Origin of the sequence: Streptacidiphilus jiangxiensis (assembly GCF_900109465.1) — a bacterium.
In the GTDB taxonomy this organism is placed as follows: domain Bacteria; phylum Actinomycetota; class Actinomycetes; order Streptomycetales; family Streptomycetaceae; genus Streptacidiphilus; species Streptacidiphilus jiangxiensis.
On record NZ_FOAZ01000001.1, the window covers coordinates 707473 to 723600 of the forward strand.

Below are 16128 nucleotides of genomic sequence, written 5' to 3' on the forward strand. Positions count from 1 at the left end.
GATTCCGGGATCGGGCAGTGGTCGGGTCGGGGCGGACAGCTGTGATCGGTGTGCGGGAGGGTGGTCGCATGGGGGAGCGCCGGGCACTGGTCGTCGCCGTGCCCCGTTACGAGCTGAACGAGAAGTTCGCCGACCTGTCGACGATCGTCCACCAGGACGTGGAGCACCTGCAGGCGGCGCTCACCTCCTCCCACTACAACGTCGAGGTGCTCGGGCTCGACCGGGACAAGGCCGCCAACAAGTCGGCCATCCGCAGCGCCATCAGCCGTACCGCCTGCACCGCCCCCGAGGGAGCCACCCTCCTCGTCCACTTCACCGGGCACGGGCTGGCCGACCTCGAGGGCACCGACTACCTGGTGCCCGCCGACGCGCAGTTGAAGTGGGACACCTCGCCGCCACGGATCGACCCCGACTCGCTGCTCGGTCTCGACCTGGACTCCCTCCTCGCGGGATGCCGGGCGGAGACGGTCCTGTTCACCGTCGACGCCTGCCGGGTCGACGCGGCGGACGGCGGGCAGCCGGGCTGGGGGCGCGCGCCCGTCTTCCCGGCGTACCCGACGCGTGTCGCGGTGCTCTTCGGCTGCGGGCCGGATGAGGAGTGCGGCTCGGACGAGGAGCAGGGCAGCCACTTCTCGCGGGCCCTGGCGGAGGCCCTCCAGGCCGACAGCCCGCCCCGGACCCTCGCGGAGGTCCTCGACAGCACCAAGCGCCGCACCGTCGAGCTGGCGAGGGCGGCCGGGCAGGGCCGGCAGCAGCCGGTCGAGCAGTACCACCCCTCCGCCCACGCGGACGACATCGGAGCCGTGGAGCTGTGCAGCGGCCGCACGCTGCACGAGGACTGGGCCACGGCCGTGCGCGACGCGCAGCTCTGGGCGGCGGTCGAGTGCGGGGACGCTCGGCGGCGGGAGTTGCAGGCCGCTCTCGACGCCCTGGTGAGCCGGTGCGCGGAGGGATGCACGCGGGCGTCCGCGGGGCGCACGGATCCCTGGGCCGATCCCGACTACCCGGTCCGAGTTCTCACGCGCGGCCTGCGGCTGCTGGTCGCCCCCTCCGAGACGAAGGGGGGTCCGCTCCTCGACCCCGGCGAGTTCGCGGTCCTGGCAGCCGCGCCCTTCGTACGGGAGGCGGTGTACGCGTACGGCCTCAAGGCGCTCCAGGACGTGGAGCCGCTGTCGCTGGAGCCGGCCGTCGGCCCGATCGCGCTGGAGCAGCGGCGCGCGGATCTGGAGCAGACCTGGGCCGCGCACCCCATGGTCTGGCGCAAGGGCCGGGAACTCGCGGAGCGAGGCCGCGTCGAGGAGGCCCGGGCGGTCGCCTCCTGGCTGCTGCACCGGCACCTCCGCGGCCAGGAGAGCCTCTGGGAGACCTACGCGCCGGTCCTGCTCAAGCAGTTGTCCCTCACGTTGCTCGGCGATCCCGCCGGTGACCAGCCCGCGAGCCGGTCGGCCGCCCCCGAGCTGGTCGACGAACTGATCCGGATCACCCGCAGCGTCGGACTGATGCCGAGTCAGCCGTACGAGGACGAGGAGGCCTCGGCGGGAGAGCGGTGGCGTCTGAAGGAGCTGCGCACGGTGTGCGCGGACCGGACCGACGAGGTGAGCGAGCGCTGGCGTCCCGAACAGCTGTCCCGGCTGCTCGGCCTGGCCGGGCTGCTGGCGGGAGACCTGTGCGAGCTGCCGGGGGTTCTCGTCGACAACATCGGCGTGGCGGACGGCCTCACGCCCGCCCAGGCCGTGGCCGCCGCGCGAGAACTGCGCTGGACGCGCGACGAGCACACGAACACCTTCGACCTGCAGCTGGCCTGCCCGCATCCGGCGGTCCACGCCGCCCTCACCACCCTGACGACCTGGTCCGACGACGCGGTGCAACTCGTCCGCCGGAACCGTCGGCCGGACCACGACGACGTGTTCCGGTTCGTGCCCAGCCGCGTCACCGACACCGGCCTGCGACCGGGCTACGACCCCGACAGCAAGTCCGACGCCTACGCGCTGCCGCTGATGCGGTTCAGCCTGGCCGAGGACGAGATGCGCGAACTCCTCATGGGGCCACGCCTCTACGGTGACCGCGACCTGGCACTGCGGGAGCTGTACCAGAACGCGCTGGACGCCTGCCGCTACCGCCTGGCTCGCGCGCGGTACGCCGCCAAGGCGCAGGGGGCCTCCATCGGGTGGGAAGGGGAGATCGTCTTCCGGCAGGGCACCGACGCCGCCGGTCGCAGCTACGTCGAGTGCGAGGACAACGGCGTCGGCATGAGCCGTCGCACCCTGCACGGCACCTTCGCCAGGGCCGGCCGCCGCTTCGAACAGTCCCGGGAGTTCCGGCAGGAACAGGCACGCTGGCGCCGGGCCGACGCCGAGCTCCGGCTCTACCCGAACAGCCGGTTCGGCATCGGGGTCTTCAGCTACTTCATGATGGCCGACGAGATCAGCATCTTCACCCGCGCCACCGACGAGTACGGGCAGGCGGCTTCGGGGGCGCCGCGAGGCCTCCGGGTCGACATCGCGTCCACGGGAAGCCTCTTCCGGATCAAGGAGGGCGACCGCTCCGTCCCGGCCGGCGGGACCCGGGTCCGCCTGTACGTCCAGGACGGATCCGTCGACGTCGCGGAGGTGCTGGCGGCGTTGGTCTGGCGTTCCGAGTTCGCCCTGCGCGTGGAGCGCGACGGAGTCGTCGTTCGGCGCTGGGAGCCGGGGCGCCTGTACTACAACGGCGAGGGGAACCAGGCCGTCGCGGCGGCGGAGGACCTGTGGTGGGTTCCCGACGAGGGCCAACTGCTGGCCGACGGACTGGTGGTGGGCCGGATCAAGCGCTCGACGTCGCAGGGGCCGGCGCTGGACGTCCGCCGCCCCGGCCCACCCGTTCCCCACGGCTGTGTGGTCAACCTGCACGGCCGTCATGCCCCGGAGTTGAGCGCCAGCCGGACCGAGTTCCTCACCTGGCCCAAGGAGCACGTGGCCGCACTGATCAGGTCGGCGTCGGCGGACTTCGTCAAGCCCCCGTGGTTCAACCTGCAGTGGCTGTGGAGGCTCGTCGAGTCGGAGGAGCCGGCAGCGACGCTGATCGCCCGACAGCTGTTGGCACGGGACGAGACGGTGCGCACCGGGCCGCACTGGATTGCCTGGTCGGACGTGCCGATGCGGCAGGTCGGTCTGTTCTGCCTCGACTCGTACGTCGCCGATGGCAAGGTGCGCATCTGGGAGCACATGGAGGAGCGAGACTCCCGGTGGTTCACAAGGGCTGTGATCGGCTGGCGGACGGCGGTGCTGCGGGGGTGCAACATCGGACTGAAGGGCCTGCCCACGGCCAGCTGGCCGATGCCGGAGACGTTGGGCGGCTATCCGGAACCGGGTGGGTGGGAAGGGCGGATCCCCCAGAGCACGAGCGGTCTGTCCTGGGTGTTCAAGGCAGCCGTTCCCGGGCCGAATGAGCCGAGCACCTTGGGGCAGTGGCTTCAACGCCTGGCCCGCTGGTCGATCGTGGGCCTTCGGGTGCCGGACGGCATCGACCGCGAGCGGGCGCACGCCACCCTGCTGGACGAGAGCGACCGCGAGATCCTGCGCGCGCTCTTGCGGGTGGCCTCCGCCGATGGCATGCCCGAGGCCGTGGGTGTGTTGCGGGTCCTCGGGATCTTCTCTGTCGATAGGGGGCTGCCGATCCCCGAGGCACTGGAACGGGCACGAAGGTTCCGGGAGCTGGGAATCCCCCTGGAGGTTCCTGCGTTCCTGCCCGCGCCTCCTCCTGATCGCCCGGTCACCAGGGAGGAACTACGGTGCCTGCGCAGGCACCCGGACCTCTGGGCTCCGGGCGATCCGATGCGGGCCTCCGTGGAGTTCGACGGCTCCACGTACGACCGGGTCGTGCGCGACTACGCATGGCTGGGCCTGCGGCACGAGGCTCCGGTCGGTGGTGAAACGCGCAGCGTCTCTCTTGACGACGTCGCAGAAGCGGACCTGAGGGCCTTCGACCTCGACCGCTGGGACGAGGTGAGTCGCCTGACGCCGACGCGCCTCGCCCGGGCGTCGGCAAAGCTGGCCTTGTCGTGCGACGAGGTTCTGGCTCGGCACGCGAAGCTGTTGGCAGAGCTCGGCGTGACGATCCCGGAGCCCGACCTGTTTGCCGACCGGGTCTTCAGCGGCCAGGAGTTGGCTCTGCTCGGCGGCCAGAAGCCGCGGGAGGTCGACCTCGACGCGGTCCCCATGTCACTCGTCGACACGGCTCACGCTGTGCGGTCGATCGGAACCGATCCGGTGCTGATCAGGGAGGCCGCGCGCGGGCTGGTCGAGCTCGGGCTCCTGGACGGTCGTGTGAACGACAGCCTGGACGCCTGGCTCGACTGGCGGGAGGGGGAATGGGACCTCCTCCCCGACGGAGCCTCGTCCGACGTGGACCTGCCGCGGGTGATACGCCTGGTCAGTGACGTGGTCGAGCTTCCGAATGTCAAGCAGATGTTCACTGCGCCCTACGCGGTCACCGCTGCCTTCAAGACGGGCCGGGACGCCGCCGACGTCTATGCGGCCCTGCGCCGGATCGGCCCGACTGTGGGCGTCGACGTGCCACCCGTGCCCGAAGGAATCCACACTCTGACCGGAGTGCGGCCCACCCGTGCCGACGCGGAGGCCTGCATTCGTGTCGCCGAGCTCATGGCCTTGGCGGAACGCAGCGCCGACGCCTACCCGCAGACGTTGCTCGGGGCAGCCGTCCTGACCCGGCACGCCCTGGACTCGGGGTGGACCCTCGGCGACAGCGTCACGGCCCTGAACCGCTACGCCCCCTTGGGATCGCTCCGGTGGGGTGAGCTCTCCGGCGAGGAGTGGGAGGCGCACCGTCCCACCCCGCACGACGTGGCGCTCTTCGGGCCAGACCTGATCGGCGGCGGCCCGGTGACCCCGCTCGACCTGCTCCGCGTGGCGGCGCGATTCGGGTGGTCGTTGGACCGGGCGTGGCGTCGGATCACGATGTACCGGCCTCTCGGGGTCGAACTCGCGGTACCGGAGCCGGAGCTCGACGTCGTGCCCGGCTGGGAGGACCTGATCCTGCTGAGCGAGCGCCTCAGCGGGCGAGCGCCGGTCGTCACCGGCGGGATCACGCCGGAGCGGGTCGCGCTGCTCGCCCGCGAGGTGGAGCGGCCCACGTGTTGGGTGAGGGACCGGTACGCCCTCTACGCGGACCTCTTCGGTCTCACGCTGCCCGACTCGTGCCCGGACGAGCCGCTGCCCATGCCCGAGGCGGTCCCGTTCCGTCCTGATGCCGCCCCCGGAGGCGACGCCCATGGCTGAGCACAGACTCACCCACTTCCGGGAGGTGCAGACGGACCCGGCGACCAACCCGGCGGCCACCGTGGAGCGGTCCCCCGACGGGCGCTGGTACACCGTCAGCGGGGCGTGCCCGACCTGTCACGGGCGGACCGTGTCCCGGGTCGCCCACGGCGTGCTGGGACCGGGCAAGGGGCTGTGGGGTGCGCGGCCGAGTCCGCCACCGCTGACCGGCGTGCTCACGGTGTACTGCATGTGCGGGTTCCCGCACCCCGCACGGCCGGACAGTTCGCCCGACACCGGTTGCGGAGCCTTCTGGGACGTTCCGGTGCCGGATCCGGGTGGTGCGCAGCCGTGAGCGACCTGCAGAAGAAGCGGCTCGCGCAGCTCGGGCAGCAACTCCAGCAGGACCAGCTCGCCGTGGTCCGCCGCCAGGCGGAGGGGTGGCGCAACGGGCTGGCCGGTCTGACCGGCCTGGTCAGCGTCGTGCTGGTGCTGAAGGGCAAGGACTCCGTCACCGGTATGCCCGAGGCTTGGCGTTGGGTGTGTGCGGCGCTCCTCGCGATCGCCTTCGGTCTGCTCCTGTTCGGCGCCCTGCGGTCCGTCCAGGCGGCGAACGGCGAGATCGGCGCGGGGACCTGGCTCAACGCCGAGCAGCTGTTCGGCGCGGTTCTCGACGAGGTGGAGCGGACTCAGCGGGCGCTCGCGACCGCGCGTCGCTGCACCGCCGCGGGCCTTTGCCTGATCGTCGCGGGAGTGTTCCTCGGTTGGGTCGTCCCGGACACGAGTGCCGCCGGCACCGGTACTGCCGGGGCCCCCAGCGTGCTGGTGACCTCCGCGGGTGGAACGGTCTGCGGTCAGCTGGTGCTGGCCGATGCGCACGGAGTCGTGGTGAGGGAGCCCGCGGGGAAGGGTCGGCCCGCCGCGACGGAGGTGACCGTCCCGGCGGGGTCCGTACGGGAAGTGGTACCCGTGGCCTCCTGCTGAATCAGACCCCCCACTCCGCGCGCAGTGCGGCGAGGGCCTGGTGGAAGCCGGGGAAGGTCTTCCGGACACAGCCCGGGTCGTCCAGGGTGATGCCGGGGGTGCGCAGGCCGGTGACCGAGAAGGACATCGCGATCCGGTGGTCCCCGTGGCAGGCGATCTCCACCGGGCCGGCGGGCTGCGCGGGCTGGATCTCGATCCAGTCGCGGCCCGTCGTCACCGGCACGCCGAGCGCGGCGAGGTTCTGCTCGCAGGCCGCGAGGCGGTCGCACTCCTTGATCCTGGTGTTGTAGACGTCCTCGATCCGGACCGGCCCGTCCGCGAAGGGGGCGATCGCGGCGAGCGTGGGGACGGTGTCGGAGATGTCGCGCATGTTGACGGTGACGCCGCGCAGGCGGCCCGTGCCGGTGACCGTGGTGCCCTCGGGGGTGATCTCGACCTCGGCGCCCATCTGCCGCAGCACCTCGGCGAAGCGCAGGTCGCCCTGGAGCGAGTCGGTGCCCAGGCCCGGGACGGTGACGGTGTTGCCCGTCAGTGCGGCGGCCGCGAAGACGTAGCTCGCGGTGGAGGCGTCGGGCTCGATCAGGTAGTCCGTCGCCGTGTACGGGACCGGCGGCACGACGAAGGTGTCCCCGACCCGGTGGGCCGGGTTGCCGAAGCGGTTCATCATCGCGAGGGTGATCTCCACGTAGGGCACGGAGACCAGGTCGCTGACGGTGATCTCCAGGCCCTGCTCGGTCAGCGGACCGGTCAGCAGCAGCGCGGTGAGGAACTGCGAGGACAGCCCCGCGTCCAGGGTCAGCGCGCCGCCCTTGATGCCCGACGCCTCGATCCGCAGCGGGTGGTGGCCCTCGGCCTCCTCGTGCACGAGGTCGACGCCGAGCTCGCGCAGCGCCTGCGTCAGCGGGCCGAGCGGACGGCGCCGCATCTGCGCGGACGCGTCGAAGCGGAACGAGCCGTGCCCGGCGGCGGCCAGCGCCGGCAGGAACCGGGCCGTCGTCGCACCGTCACGGCAGAAGACGTCCGCCTCGGCCACCGCCGGACCCTGCGGGCGGCCGTCGATCGTCCAGACCCCCGGCCGGCGGTCCACCGCGTAGCCGAGGGAGATCAGGCCCTCCGCGAAGCCCTCCGAGTCGTCGGAGAGCAGCGGCTGCCGCAGCGTGGTGGTGCCCTGCGCCGCGGCGGCCAGGTACAGGGCGCGCGCGGTGACGGACTTGGAGCCGGGGATCTGGACGACGGTCATGCGGCCGAGGATACGGCCGCACGCACGCCTTACGCGGGGCTCAACCAGATAGTGGAAAGGGGCGGAAGGGTCAGCTCCGCGCTGGTGTCGCGGCCGTTCCACTCGATCTGCTCGGCCTTGACCGGATCGGGGTTGCCGACACCGCTGCCGCCGTACACCGCGGTGTCGGTGTTGAGGATCTCCAGCCAGCGGGCGTTCCGCACGTCCGCCCGCACCGTCGGCAGGCCGACCCGGTAGCCGTGGCGGACCACCGGGGACATGTTGCTGACGCAGACCAGCGGCCGGCCCTGGGCGTCGTGGCGGACGAAGGAGAAGACGTTGTCCTCCGCCGCCCCGCCGTCCAGCCAGGCGAAACCGGCCGGGTCGGCGTCCAGCTGCCACAGCGCCGGGGTGTCCAGGTAGAGCCGGTTCAGGTCCCGGACCAGGTCGCGGACGCCCTCGTGCTCGGCGTGCGCGGGCCAGGCGGGGTCGAGCACCCACCACTGCGGGCCCTCCTTGTGGTCCCACTCCGCACCCTGGGCGAACTCGCTGCCCATGAAGAGCAGTTGCTTGCCCGGGTGGGCCCACATGAAGCCCAGGTAGGCGCGGTGGTTGGCGCGCTGCTGCCACCAGTCGCCGGGCATCTTGCTGACCAGCGCGCGCTTGCCGTGCACCACCTCGTCGTGCGAGATGGGCAGGACGTAGTTCTCGCTGTACGCGTAGACCATCGAGAAGGTCATCTCGTTGTGGTGGTACTTGCGGTGCACCGGCTCGTGGCCCATGTAGACGAGCGAGTCGTGCATCCAGCCCATGTTCCACTTCAGGCCGAAGCCGAGACCGCCGTGCTCGGTCGGCGCCGTCACGCCCGGCCAGGCCGTCGACTCCTCCGCGATGGTGACGATGCCCGGGCAGCGGCGGTAGACCGTCGCGTTCATCTCCTGCAGGAACCTGACGGCATCCCAGTTCTCGCGGCCACCGTGCTCGTTGGGCGCCCACTCGCCGTGCTCGCGGGAGTAGTCCAGGTACAGCATGGAGGCGACCGCGTCCACCCGCAGGCCGTCGACGTGGAACTCCTCGCCCCAGTGGACGGCGTTCGCGACCAGGAAGTTGCGCACCTCGGCGCGACCGTAGTCGAACTCCAGAGTGCCCCAGTCGGGGTGCTCGGCCCGGCGCGGGTCGGCGGGCTCGTACAGCGGCTCGCCGTCGAACTGTGCGAGGGCGAACCCGTCCTTGGGGAAGTGCGCGGGGACCCAGTCCACGATCACGCCGATCCCGGCCCGGTGCAGCTCGTCCACCAGGAAGCGGAAGTCGTCCGGGGTGCCCAGGCGCGAGGCCGGCGCGAAGTAACCGGTGACCTGGTAGCCCCAGGAGCCGTCGAACGGGTGCTGCATCACCGGCATGAACTCGACGTGGGTGAAGCCGAGATCACGCACGTAGCCGGGCAGCTCCTCGGCGAGCTGCCGGTACGTCGCGCCGGGCCGCCAGGAACCCGGGTGGAGCTCGTAGACGCTCATCGGCGCCTGGTGGTGCGGCAGCCTGCCGCGCGTCGCCATCCACTCCGCGTCGTGCCAGTCGTAGTGCGAGGAGGTGACGACGGAGGCGGTCGCGGGCGGGCACTCGGCGCGCCGGGCGAGCGGGTCGGCCTTCTGCAGCATCCGGCCGTCCTGGGTGGCGATCTCGAACTTGTACCGCGCGCCGTCGCCGATCCCCGGGGCGAACAGCTCCCACACGCCGCTGGCACCGAGCGACCGCATCGGGTACGCGGCGCCGTTCCAGCCGTTGAAGTCCCCGATCAGCCGCACGCCCGAGGCGTTCGGCGCCCAGACGGCGAAAGCGGTCCCGGCCACGCCGTCGACCAGTCGGGGGTGCGCGCCCAGCGCCTTCCACAGCTGCTCGTGCCGCCCCTCGGCGATCAGGTGCAGGTCGGTCTCGGAGAGGGTGGGCAGGAAGCGGTAGCCGTCCTCCTGCTCGTGGTCGGTGCCCTCGTAGGTGACCTGGAGGAGGTAGCCCTCGGTGACCGAACCCTTGGGGAGCAGGCCGGTGAAGAGCCCGTCCTGCTGGTGGGTCAGCTCGAAGCGGGCGGTGCTGGTGTCGACCACGACGCGCTCGGCGAGGGGCCGCAGGACGCGCACGGCCGTGCCGTACACCGTGTCGTGCGCGCCCAGCAGCCCGTGCGGATCGTGGTGCCAGCCGCCCACCAGCCGCTCCACCTCGCCGGGGGCGAGGGGAGCCTCGGGCACCGCCCGCTCGCCCGCCCCGGAGGCGAGGACCGCCTCCGGCGCGGACGCGGCAGTCGCGGCACCGACGGCACCCGCGGCAGGTCCGGCCGAGCCGCGGGGCGCCGCAGCCCGGCCCCGGCCGGTGCCGGCCGTCGCCGCACGCTTGGTGCCGACGCGCGGATTCGCCGCCGCGCCCGCCCGCGGGGCCCTGTCGGAGGCGGGTGGGACGGCCGCCGCGGCACGCGTGGCTGCGGCCTGCGCGGTCGCGGCGGCGCTTTCCAGCGGGGCCGAGTCGGCGGCGGCCGTCCCACCCGCCTCCGGGGGGGAGGCTCCCGCGCCGCCCTCGAGCCGGAGGCTCGAGGCGGGGGCGCTCGGCGCAGGCGTCGCCGGGCCTGTGGGCGTCGGGGCCGCGACCGGGGTACGTGGCGCCGCAGCCCGGCCGGCGGCCGTCCCGCCCGCCTCGGTGGGGGCGGGCGTGACGGCCGTAGGCGCAAGCGCCGCCGGCCTCGCGGCCGGTGCGTTCGTGGTCGGCCCGGTGTCCGTCGGAGCCGTCCGGCGGCTCGCCGCGGGCGCGGACGCCGGGGCGGCCGCTGGGCCGGCGCTGCCGCCGGTCGGTGGGGTCGTGCCCAGGAAGGTGGCTGGTACGTCGAACCGGGTCACGAGCTATGCCTCCGTCGAGGTGTGGCGTGTCGAGGTCGGGGGTGTCGAGCCGGGGGCGGCCCAAGTGCTGTGCGCCGTCGGGGTGAGCGGGGTCGTGGCCAGGCGGGCGCAGGCCGCGAGCGGGATGACGACCCAGTCCGGGCGGTGGCGGGCCTCGTAGACGACCTCGTAGACCGCCTTGTCCGTCTCGAAGGCGCGCAGCAGGACCGGGTCGAGGGTGGGATCCTCGGCGCCGGTCGCGGCGTAGCCCGCGCAGAAGGCCTCGCGGTTGCGGGCCGACCAGGCCGCAGCGGCGGCCGGGTCGGCGAGCCGGGCGTGCGCGGCGGCGTAGTCGAAGGAGCGCAGTATCCCGGCGACGTCCCGCACGGCGGGCTGTGGCTGCCGCCGCTCCTCCAGCGACTTGGCCGGCTCGCCCTCGAAGTCCAGCAGCACCCAGCCACGGGGGGACCGCAGCACCTGGCCCAGGTGCAGGTCGCCGTGGACGCGCTGGGCGCGCAGCCGCAGGCCGTCGCGGGCCGCGGCGGCGAGGTCGCGGAAGATCTGCCGCAGTGCCTCCCGGTGCTTGCCCAGCGCCGGGACGGCCAGGCACGCCGCGTCCAGGCGCAGCGCCATGGTCTCGGCCATCGACTCCACCTCCGCCCGGCGCAGCACCGTCACCGGCAGGCTGCGGGCGAGCGCGAGGTGCACGTCAGCGGTGGCCCGGCCGAGGAGAAACGACTCTGCCGCGAAGTTGCCCACCCGGGCCGGATCGGCGTCCAACAGGTGGATCTGGCGCAGCGCCAGCTCCCAGCCGTCCTCGGCGTCGCGCAGGAAGTGGGTGAGCACGCCCAGCGTCGCGGGCGCCTCGTCGGCGGCGTCGGGCAGCTCCGACTCGAACCAGGCCAGTGGGGCGGGGATCCGGCTGCTGCCGGCGCGGCCGAGGGCGAGCGAGAGCTCCAGATCGGGGTTGAGGCCGGGGGAGACCCGCCGGAACAGCTTGAGGATCGCGGCCTCGGCGGCGCTGCCGCCGTCGTAGATGATCGAGGTGTTGGACTGCTCGGCCGTGCTGACCCGGCCGGGAGCGGCGGCCGGGAGACGCGCGCCGAGCGTGAGGAAGCGCAGCGGGCCGAGTCGCTGCGGCGCCGTCAGCAGCGCGAGCAGCCGACGTGTCAGTGCCGGGTCGTAGGCTGCGTCGTAGGTGACCAGCCCGTCGTGTGGGCCGCTGGTGATCCGGCCGATTACGGCGTCCTTCGGTACGGCCGCGCCGTGCAGGCCGGGCAGCCCGTCGGGGTGGGCGCCGAGCAGCAGCTGGTAGACGTCGACGACGGGCGCGCCGCCGCCGGAGTGGCGCTGTTCCACGCGCAGCAGCAGGTGCAGCAGCGTGCCCGTGGCCCGGGCCAGGCCGGTCGGGCCGGGCAGCAGGGTGATGGCCAGCGGGGTAATGGTGGTGATCGGGTGGCCCTTGCCGGCGAACCAGCGCTGACGCGGCAGCCAGTCGCGCAGCAGCGGCAGGGCGGCCTCGACGAGGGGTCGATAGCCGGCCGCGGGAGTGGGCGGGACCGGCGTGGTCACGGCACGCGGGCGGGAGGTGTCGGACATGTCTCCCTTTCCCCGGAAAGACCGGTTCAACCGGTGATGAGGGCGGTCATCACCGGTTGAACCATTTTTCCCGGAACGGACGGACGTGGCATCGTCGGCACGCCCGGCGGAGGACGGCGTTGCGCAGGACGGGGGACGCGCTGTCGGGTCAGGGCATGGCCTGGAGCCGGGGTGTGGGCCCGTCGCCCGGGCGCAGCCGGAACCAGTAGAAGCCGTGCCCCGCAAGGGTGAGCAGGTACGGCAGTTGGCCGATCGCGGGGAAGCGGACCCCGCCGATCAGCTCGACCGGGTGCATGCCCTCGAACTCGCGCAGGTCCAGCTCGGTCGGCTGGGCGAACCGCGAGAAGTTGTTGACGCACATGACCAGGTCGTCGCCGTAGGAGCGCAGGTAGGCGAGGACGGCCGGGTTGGAGGAGGGCAGCTCCGCGTAGGAGCCCAGCCCGAAGGCCGGGTTGAGCTTGCGGAGCTCGATCATCCGGCGGGTCCAGTGCAGCAGCGAACTGGGGTTCGCCATCTGCGCCTCGACGTTGGTCACCTGGTAGCCGTAGACCGGGTCCATGATGGTCGGCAGCGAGAGCCGGCCCGGGTCGGCCGCGGAGTAGCCCGCGTTGCGGTCCGGCGTCCACTGCATCGGCGTGCGGACGCCGTCGCGGTCGCCGAGCCAGATGTTGTCACCCATGCCGATCTCGTCCCCGTAGTACAGGACGGGGGAGCCGGGCAGGGAGAGCAGCAGCGCGGTGAACAGCTCGATCTGGTTGCGGTCGTTGTCCAGGAGCGGGGCGAGCCGCCGGCGGATGCCGACGTTGGCGCGCATCCGCGGCTCCTTGGCGTACTCCGCGTACATGTAGTCGCGCTCCTCGTCGGTGACCATCTCCAGGGTCAGCTCGTCGTGGTTGCGCAGGAAGATGCCCCACTGGCAGCCGGAGGGGATGGCCGGCGTCTTGGCGAGGATCTCCGAGACCGGGTAGCGGCTCTCGCGCCGCACCGACATGAAGATGCGCGGCATCACCGGGAAGTGAAAGGCCATGTGGCACTCGTCGCCGCCGCGGGAGAAGTCGCCGAAGTAGTCGACGACGTCCTCGGGCCACTGGTTGGCCTCGGCCAGCAGCACGGTGTCCGGGTACTCGGCGTCGATCTCGGCGCGCACCCGCTTGAGGAACTCGTGGGTGGCGGGGAGGTTCTCGCAGTTGGTGCCGTCCTCGGCGTAGAGGTAGGGCACCGCGTCGAGGCGGAAGCCGTCGATGCCGAGGTCCAGCCAGAACCGCAGCGCCGCCAGCATCTCCTCCTGGACCTGTGGGTTCTCGTAGTTCAGGTCGGGCTGGTGGGAGAAGAAGCGGTGCCAGAAGTACTGCTTGCGGACGGGGTCGAAGGTCCAGTTGGAGGTCTCGGTGTCGACGAAGATGATGCGGGCGTCCTGGTAGAGCTTGTCGTTGTCCGCCCACATGTAGTAGTCGCCGTAGGGCCCGTCCGGGTCGGTGCGGGAGGCCTGGAACCACGGGTGCTGGTCGCTGGTGTGGTTCATGACGACGTCGATGATGATGCGCATGCCGCGCTGGTGGGCGGCGTCCACGAACTCGACGAAGTCGGCCAGGTCGCCGAACTCGGGCAGCACCGCGGTGTAGTCGGCCACGTCGTAGCCGCCGTCGCGCAGCGGCGAGGCGAAGAACGGGGGCAGCCAGAGGCAGTCCACGCCGAGCCACTGGAGGTAGTCGAGCTTGGAGGTCAGACCCTTCAGGTCCCCGATGCCGTCGCCGTTGCTGTCCTGGAAGGACCGGACCAGGACCTCGTAGAAGACGGCTCGCTTGAACCACTCCGGGTCGCGGTCGCGTTGCGGGGTGTCGGCGAAGGTGTCGGGGACGGGTTCGTTGACGATCACTGAGCGGCCCTCCGGACCGTGAGGATGTGTGCCGGCATGGTGTGGGGGTCCAGCCGGACGTAGTTGTGGCGTCCCCACCGCCAGACGGCACCGGTCAGCTCGTCGTGGACCTCCCACTCACCCTCGCGGAGCCCCTCGTCGGGGAAGGCCTCCGGGTCGAGGGTGAGGGTGCCCGCCTGCGGATGGTGCGGGTCGAGGGTGACGACGGTGAGCACGGTGTCCTCGCCGCGGCTCTTGCTGTAGGCCAGGAGCTGGTCGTTGTCGGTGGGGTGGAACCGCAGGTTGCGGAGCTCCTGCAGTGAGGGGTGCGCGCGCCGGAGCCGGTTGAGGGTGGTCAGCAGCGGCGCGAGCGTGTCCGTGCGCGACCAGTCGCGCGGACGGAGCTGGTACTTCTCCGAGTCGAGGTACTCCTCGGAACCGGACTTCGCGGGGGCGCCCTCGTAGAGCTCGAAGCCGGCGTAGACGCCCCAGCTCGGGGCGAGGGTGGCGGCCAGGACCGAGCGGATCGCGAATGCGGCCCTCCCGCCCTGCTGTAGGTAGGCGTGCAGGATGTCCGGGGTGTTGGTGAACAGGTTGGGCCGCATGTAGGCGGCCGCGTCCCCGGAGAGCTCGGTCAGGTACTCGGTCAGCTCCTGCTTGGTGTTGCGCCAGGTGAAGTAGGTGTACGACTGGTGGAAGCCGACCTTGGCCAGGGCGTGCATCATCGCCGGTCGGGTGAACGCCTCGGCCAGGAAGAGCACGTCCGGATCGCTCTTCGCGATCTCGCCCAGCACCTTCTCCCAGAAGACGACCGGCTTGGTGTGCGGGTTGTCGACGCGGAAGATCCGCACGCCGTGGGACATCCAGTGGCGCAGCAGCGAGACCGTCTCGGCGACCAGGCCGTCGAAGTCCCGGTCGAAGTTGATCGGGTAGATGTCCTGGTACTTCTTCGGCGGGTTCTCGGCGTAGGCGATGGTGCCGTCGGCGCGCTCGGTGAACCACTCCGGGTGCTTCTCGACCCAGGGGTGGTCGGGGGAGCACTGCAGTGCGAAGTCGAGCGCGATCTCCAGCCCCAGTTCGGCGGCGCGGGCGGTGAACGCGTCGAAGTCGTCCATGGTGCCAAGGTCGGGGTGGATCGCCTCGTGCCCGCCCTCGGGGGAGCCGATCGCCCACGGCGAGCCGACGTCGGACGGGCCCGCCTCCAGGGTGTTGTTCGGACCCTTGCGGAAGGCCCGGCCGATCGGGTGAACCGGCGGCAGGTAGACCACGTCGAAGCCCATGGCGGCGACGGCGGGCAGCCGTTCGGCGGCGGTGCGAAGGGTGCCGGTGACGGGGGCGTGACGGCCCGTCGGGTCGACCTTGGCGCCCTCCGAACGGGGGAAGAACTCGTACCACGAGCCGTACAGGGCGCGCGGCCGGTCGACCTGCAGCGGCAGCGGGCGGGAGGCGGAGACCAGCTCGCGCAGCGGGTGGCGGGCGAGGGCCGTGCGCAGTTCGGGGGTGAGCGCGGCCTGCAGACGCTCCATCGGGGGCAGCTCGGACTCGCGCAGCAGCTCGGCGGCGGCCTGAACGTGGGCGCGGCCGTCCTTCTTGGGGACGCCGCGGGCGGCGCGGTCCAGCAGCAGCGCGCCCTCCTCCAGCATCAGGCCGGCCTCGATCCCGGCCTCGATCTTGATCCGGGCGGCGTGCTCCCAGGTGGCGACCGGGTCGGCCCAGGCCTCCACGGCATAGGTCCACCGGCCGGGGGTGGACGCGGTGATCTCCGCGCCCCACCGGTCGGTGCCGGGCGCGAGCTCGCGCATCGGCGTCCACGGGCCGCTGCGGCCGCGCGGATCGCGCAGCACCACGTTGGCCCCGATCAGGTCGTGGCCCTCGCGGAAGAGCGTCGCGCTGACCTCGAAGACCTCACCGACCACGGACTTGGCCGGGCGCCGTCCGCAGTCCACCGAGGGGCTGACATCCAGTACGGGAATACGGCCGATCATTTGGGGCTGGTCGTCCTTTCGTGCGGGCATCACGCAGGGCGGGGGATGGTAAAGCCAAGGTAAAGCGAAAGCCGGGCGAGAGTGGTGCAGAACTCGGGACAAAAGGGGTGCCGACGGGCGTCCGGGGTGCCGGACGGAGAACCAGAGCGAGTGGAGCCGAATGATGGTGACGCGCAGTGAGGGTGACGCTGAGTGAGGGTGGTGCCGGAGGAGGTGCGGCGGCGCGGGAGCCCTACTGAGAGGCGTCGGGGGAGCGACCCAAGGAGCCTTCCCCAGCCTCACCGCTCGGCAACCTGCCACCTGTCGAACGTCGTCGTGTTGACAACGATCGCGCGCGCGGAGTGGACACGCAGAACCACCGGTTCCACATCAC

The 16128-nt window shown here is 72.2% G+C and carries 8 protein-coding genes; 3 read left to right on the top strand and 5 right to left on the bottom strand.

Annotated features, from left to right (window positions below):
• The first annotated feature begins 68 nt into the window (after window positions 1–68).
• The 3 genes from BMY61_RS03100 to BMY61_RS03110 are packed head-to-tail and all read left to right on the top strand — an operon-like array spanning window position 69 to window position 6239.
• Window positions 69–5276, top strand: coding sequence for an HD domain-containing protein (locus BMY61_RS03100; RefSeq protein ID WP_042456924.1), 5208 nt, complete (start codon window positions 69–71; stop codon window positions 5274–5276).
• Window positions 5269–5610, top strand: a complete 342-nt coding sequence (locus tag BMY61_RS03105; RefSeq protein WP_052439306.1) for a hypothetical protein — start codon at window positions 5269–5271, stop codon at window positions 5608–5610. The genes BMY61_RS03100 and BMY61_RS03105 overlap by 8 nt, the downstream gene beginning before the upstream one ends.
• A complete protein-coding gene (locus BMY61_RS03110; RefSeq protein WP_042456926.1) occupies window positions 5607–6239 on the top strand; it encodes a hypothetical protein in 633 nt (210 codons plus the stop codon). The genes BMY61_RS03105 and BMY61_RS03110 overlap by 4 nt, the downstream gene beginning before the upstream one ends.
• Before the next feature lies 1 nt (window position 6240).
• Here BMY61_RS03110 and aroA read toward each other — a convergent pair whose 3' ends face one another.
• The 5 genes from aroA to BMY61_RS03135 form a co-directional block, all read right to left on the bottom strand.
• Entirely contained in the window at window positions 6241–7479 is a 1239-nt protein-coding gene (gene aroA, locus BMY61_RS03115; RefSeq protein WP_042456930.1) for a 3-phosphoshikimate 1-carboxyvinyltransferase, read from the bottom strand.
• A gap of 29 nt (window positions 7480–7508) precedes the next feature.
• Window positions 7509–10337 carry a 1,4-alpha-glucan branching protein GlgB gene (gene glgB, locus BMY61_RS03120; protein WP_244904192.1) on the bottom strand — a complete coding sequence of 943 codons (2829 nt, stop codon included), beginning with the start codon at window positions 10335–10337 and terminating at the stop codon, window positions 7509–7511.
• Between the two features lie 3 nt (window positions 10338–10340).
• Window positions 10341–11915, bottom strand: coding sequence for a maltokinase N-terminal cap-like domain-containing protein (locus tag BMY61_RS48280; RefSeq protein WP_063773407.1), 1575 nt, complete (start codon window positions 11913–11915; stop codon window positions 10341–10343).
• Between the two features lie 148 nt (window positions 11916–12063).
• Window positions 12064–13791, bottom strand: coding sequence for a maltose alpha-D-glucosyltransferase (gene treS / locus BMY61_RS03130; protein WP_042460034.1), 1728 nt, complete (start codon window positions 13789–13791; stop codon window positions 12064–12066).
• Window positions 13788–15755, bottom strand: coding sequence for an alpha-1,4-glucan--maltose-1-phosphate maltosyltransferase (locus tag BMY61_RS03135; protein ID WP_042460030.1), 1968 nt, complete (start codon window positions 15753–15755; stop codon window positions 13788–13790). The genes treS and BMY61_RS03135 overlap by 4 nt, the downstream gene beginning before the upstream one ends.
• Window positions 15756–16128 lie beyond the last annotated feature (373 nt).

Coding starts and splice junctions, on each gene's coding strand:
- BMY61_RS03135 (WP_042460030.1), bottom strand. CDS start 15,755: ATGATCGGCCGTATTCCCGTACTGGATGTCAGCCCCTCGGTGGACTGC.
- BMY61_RS48280 (WP_063773407.1), bottom strand. CDS start 11,915: ATGTCCGACACCTCCCGCCCGCGTGCCGTGACCACGCCGGTCCCGCCC.
- aroA (WP_042456930.1), bottom strand. CDS start 7,479: ATGACCGTCGTCCAGATCCCCGGCTCCAAGTCCGTCACCGCGCGCGCC.
- BMY61_RS03100 (WP_042456924.1), top strand. CDS start 69: ATGGGGGAGCGCCGGGCACTGGTCGTCGCCGTGCCCCGTTACGAGCTG.
- BMY61_RS03105 (WP_052439306.1), top strand. CDS start 5,269: ATGGCTGAGCACAGACTCACCCACTTCCGGGAGGTGCAGACGGACCCG.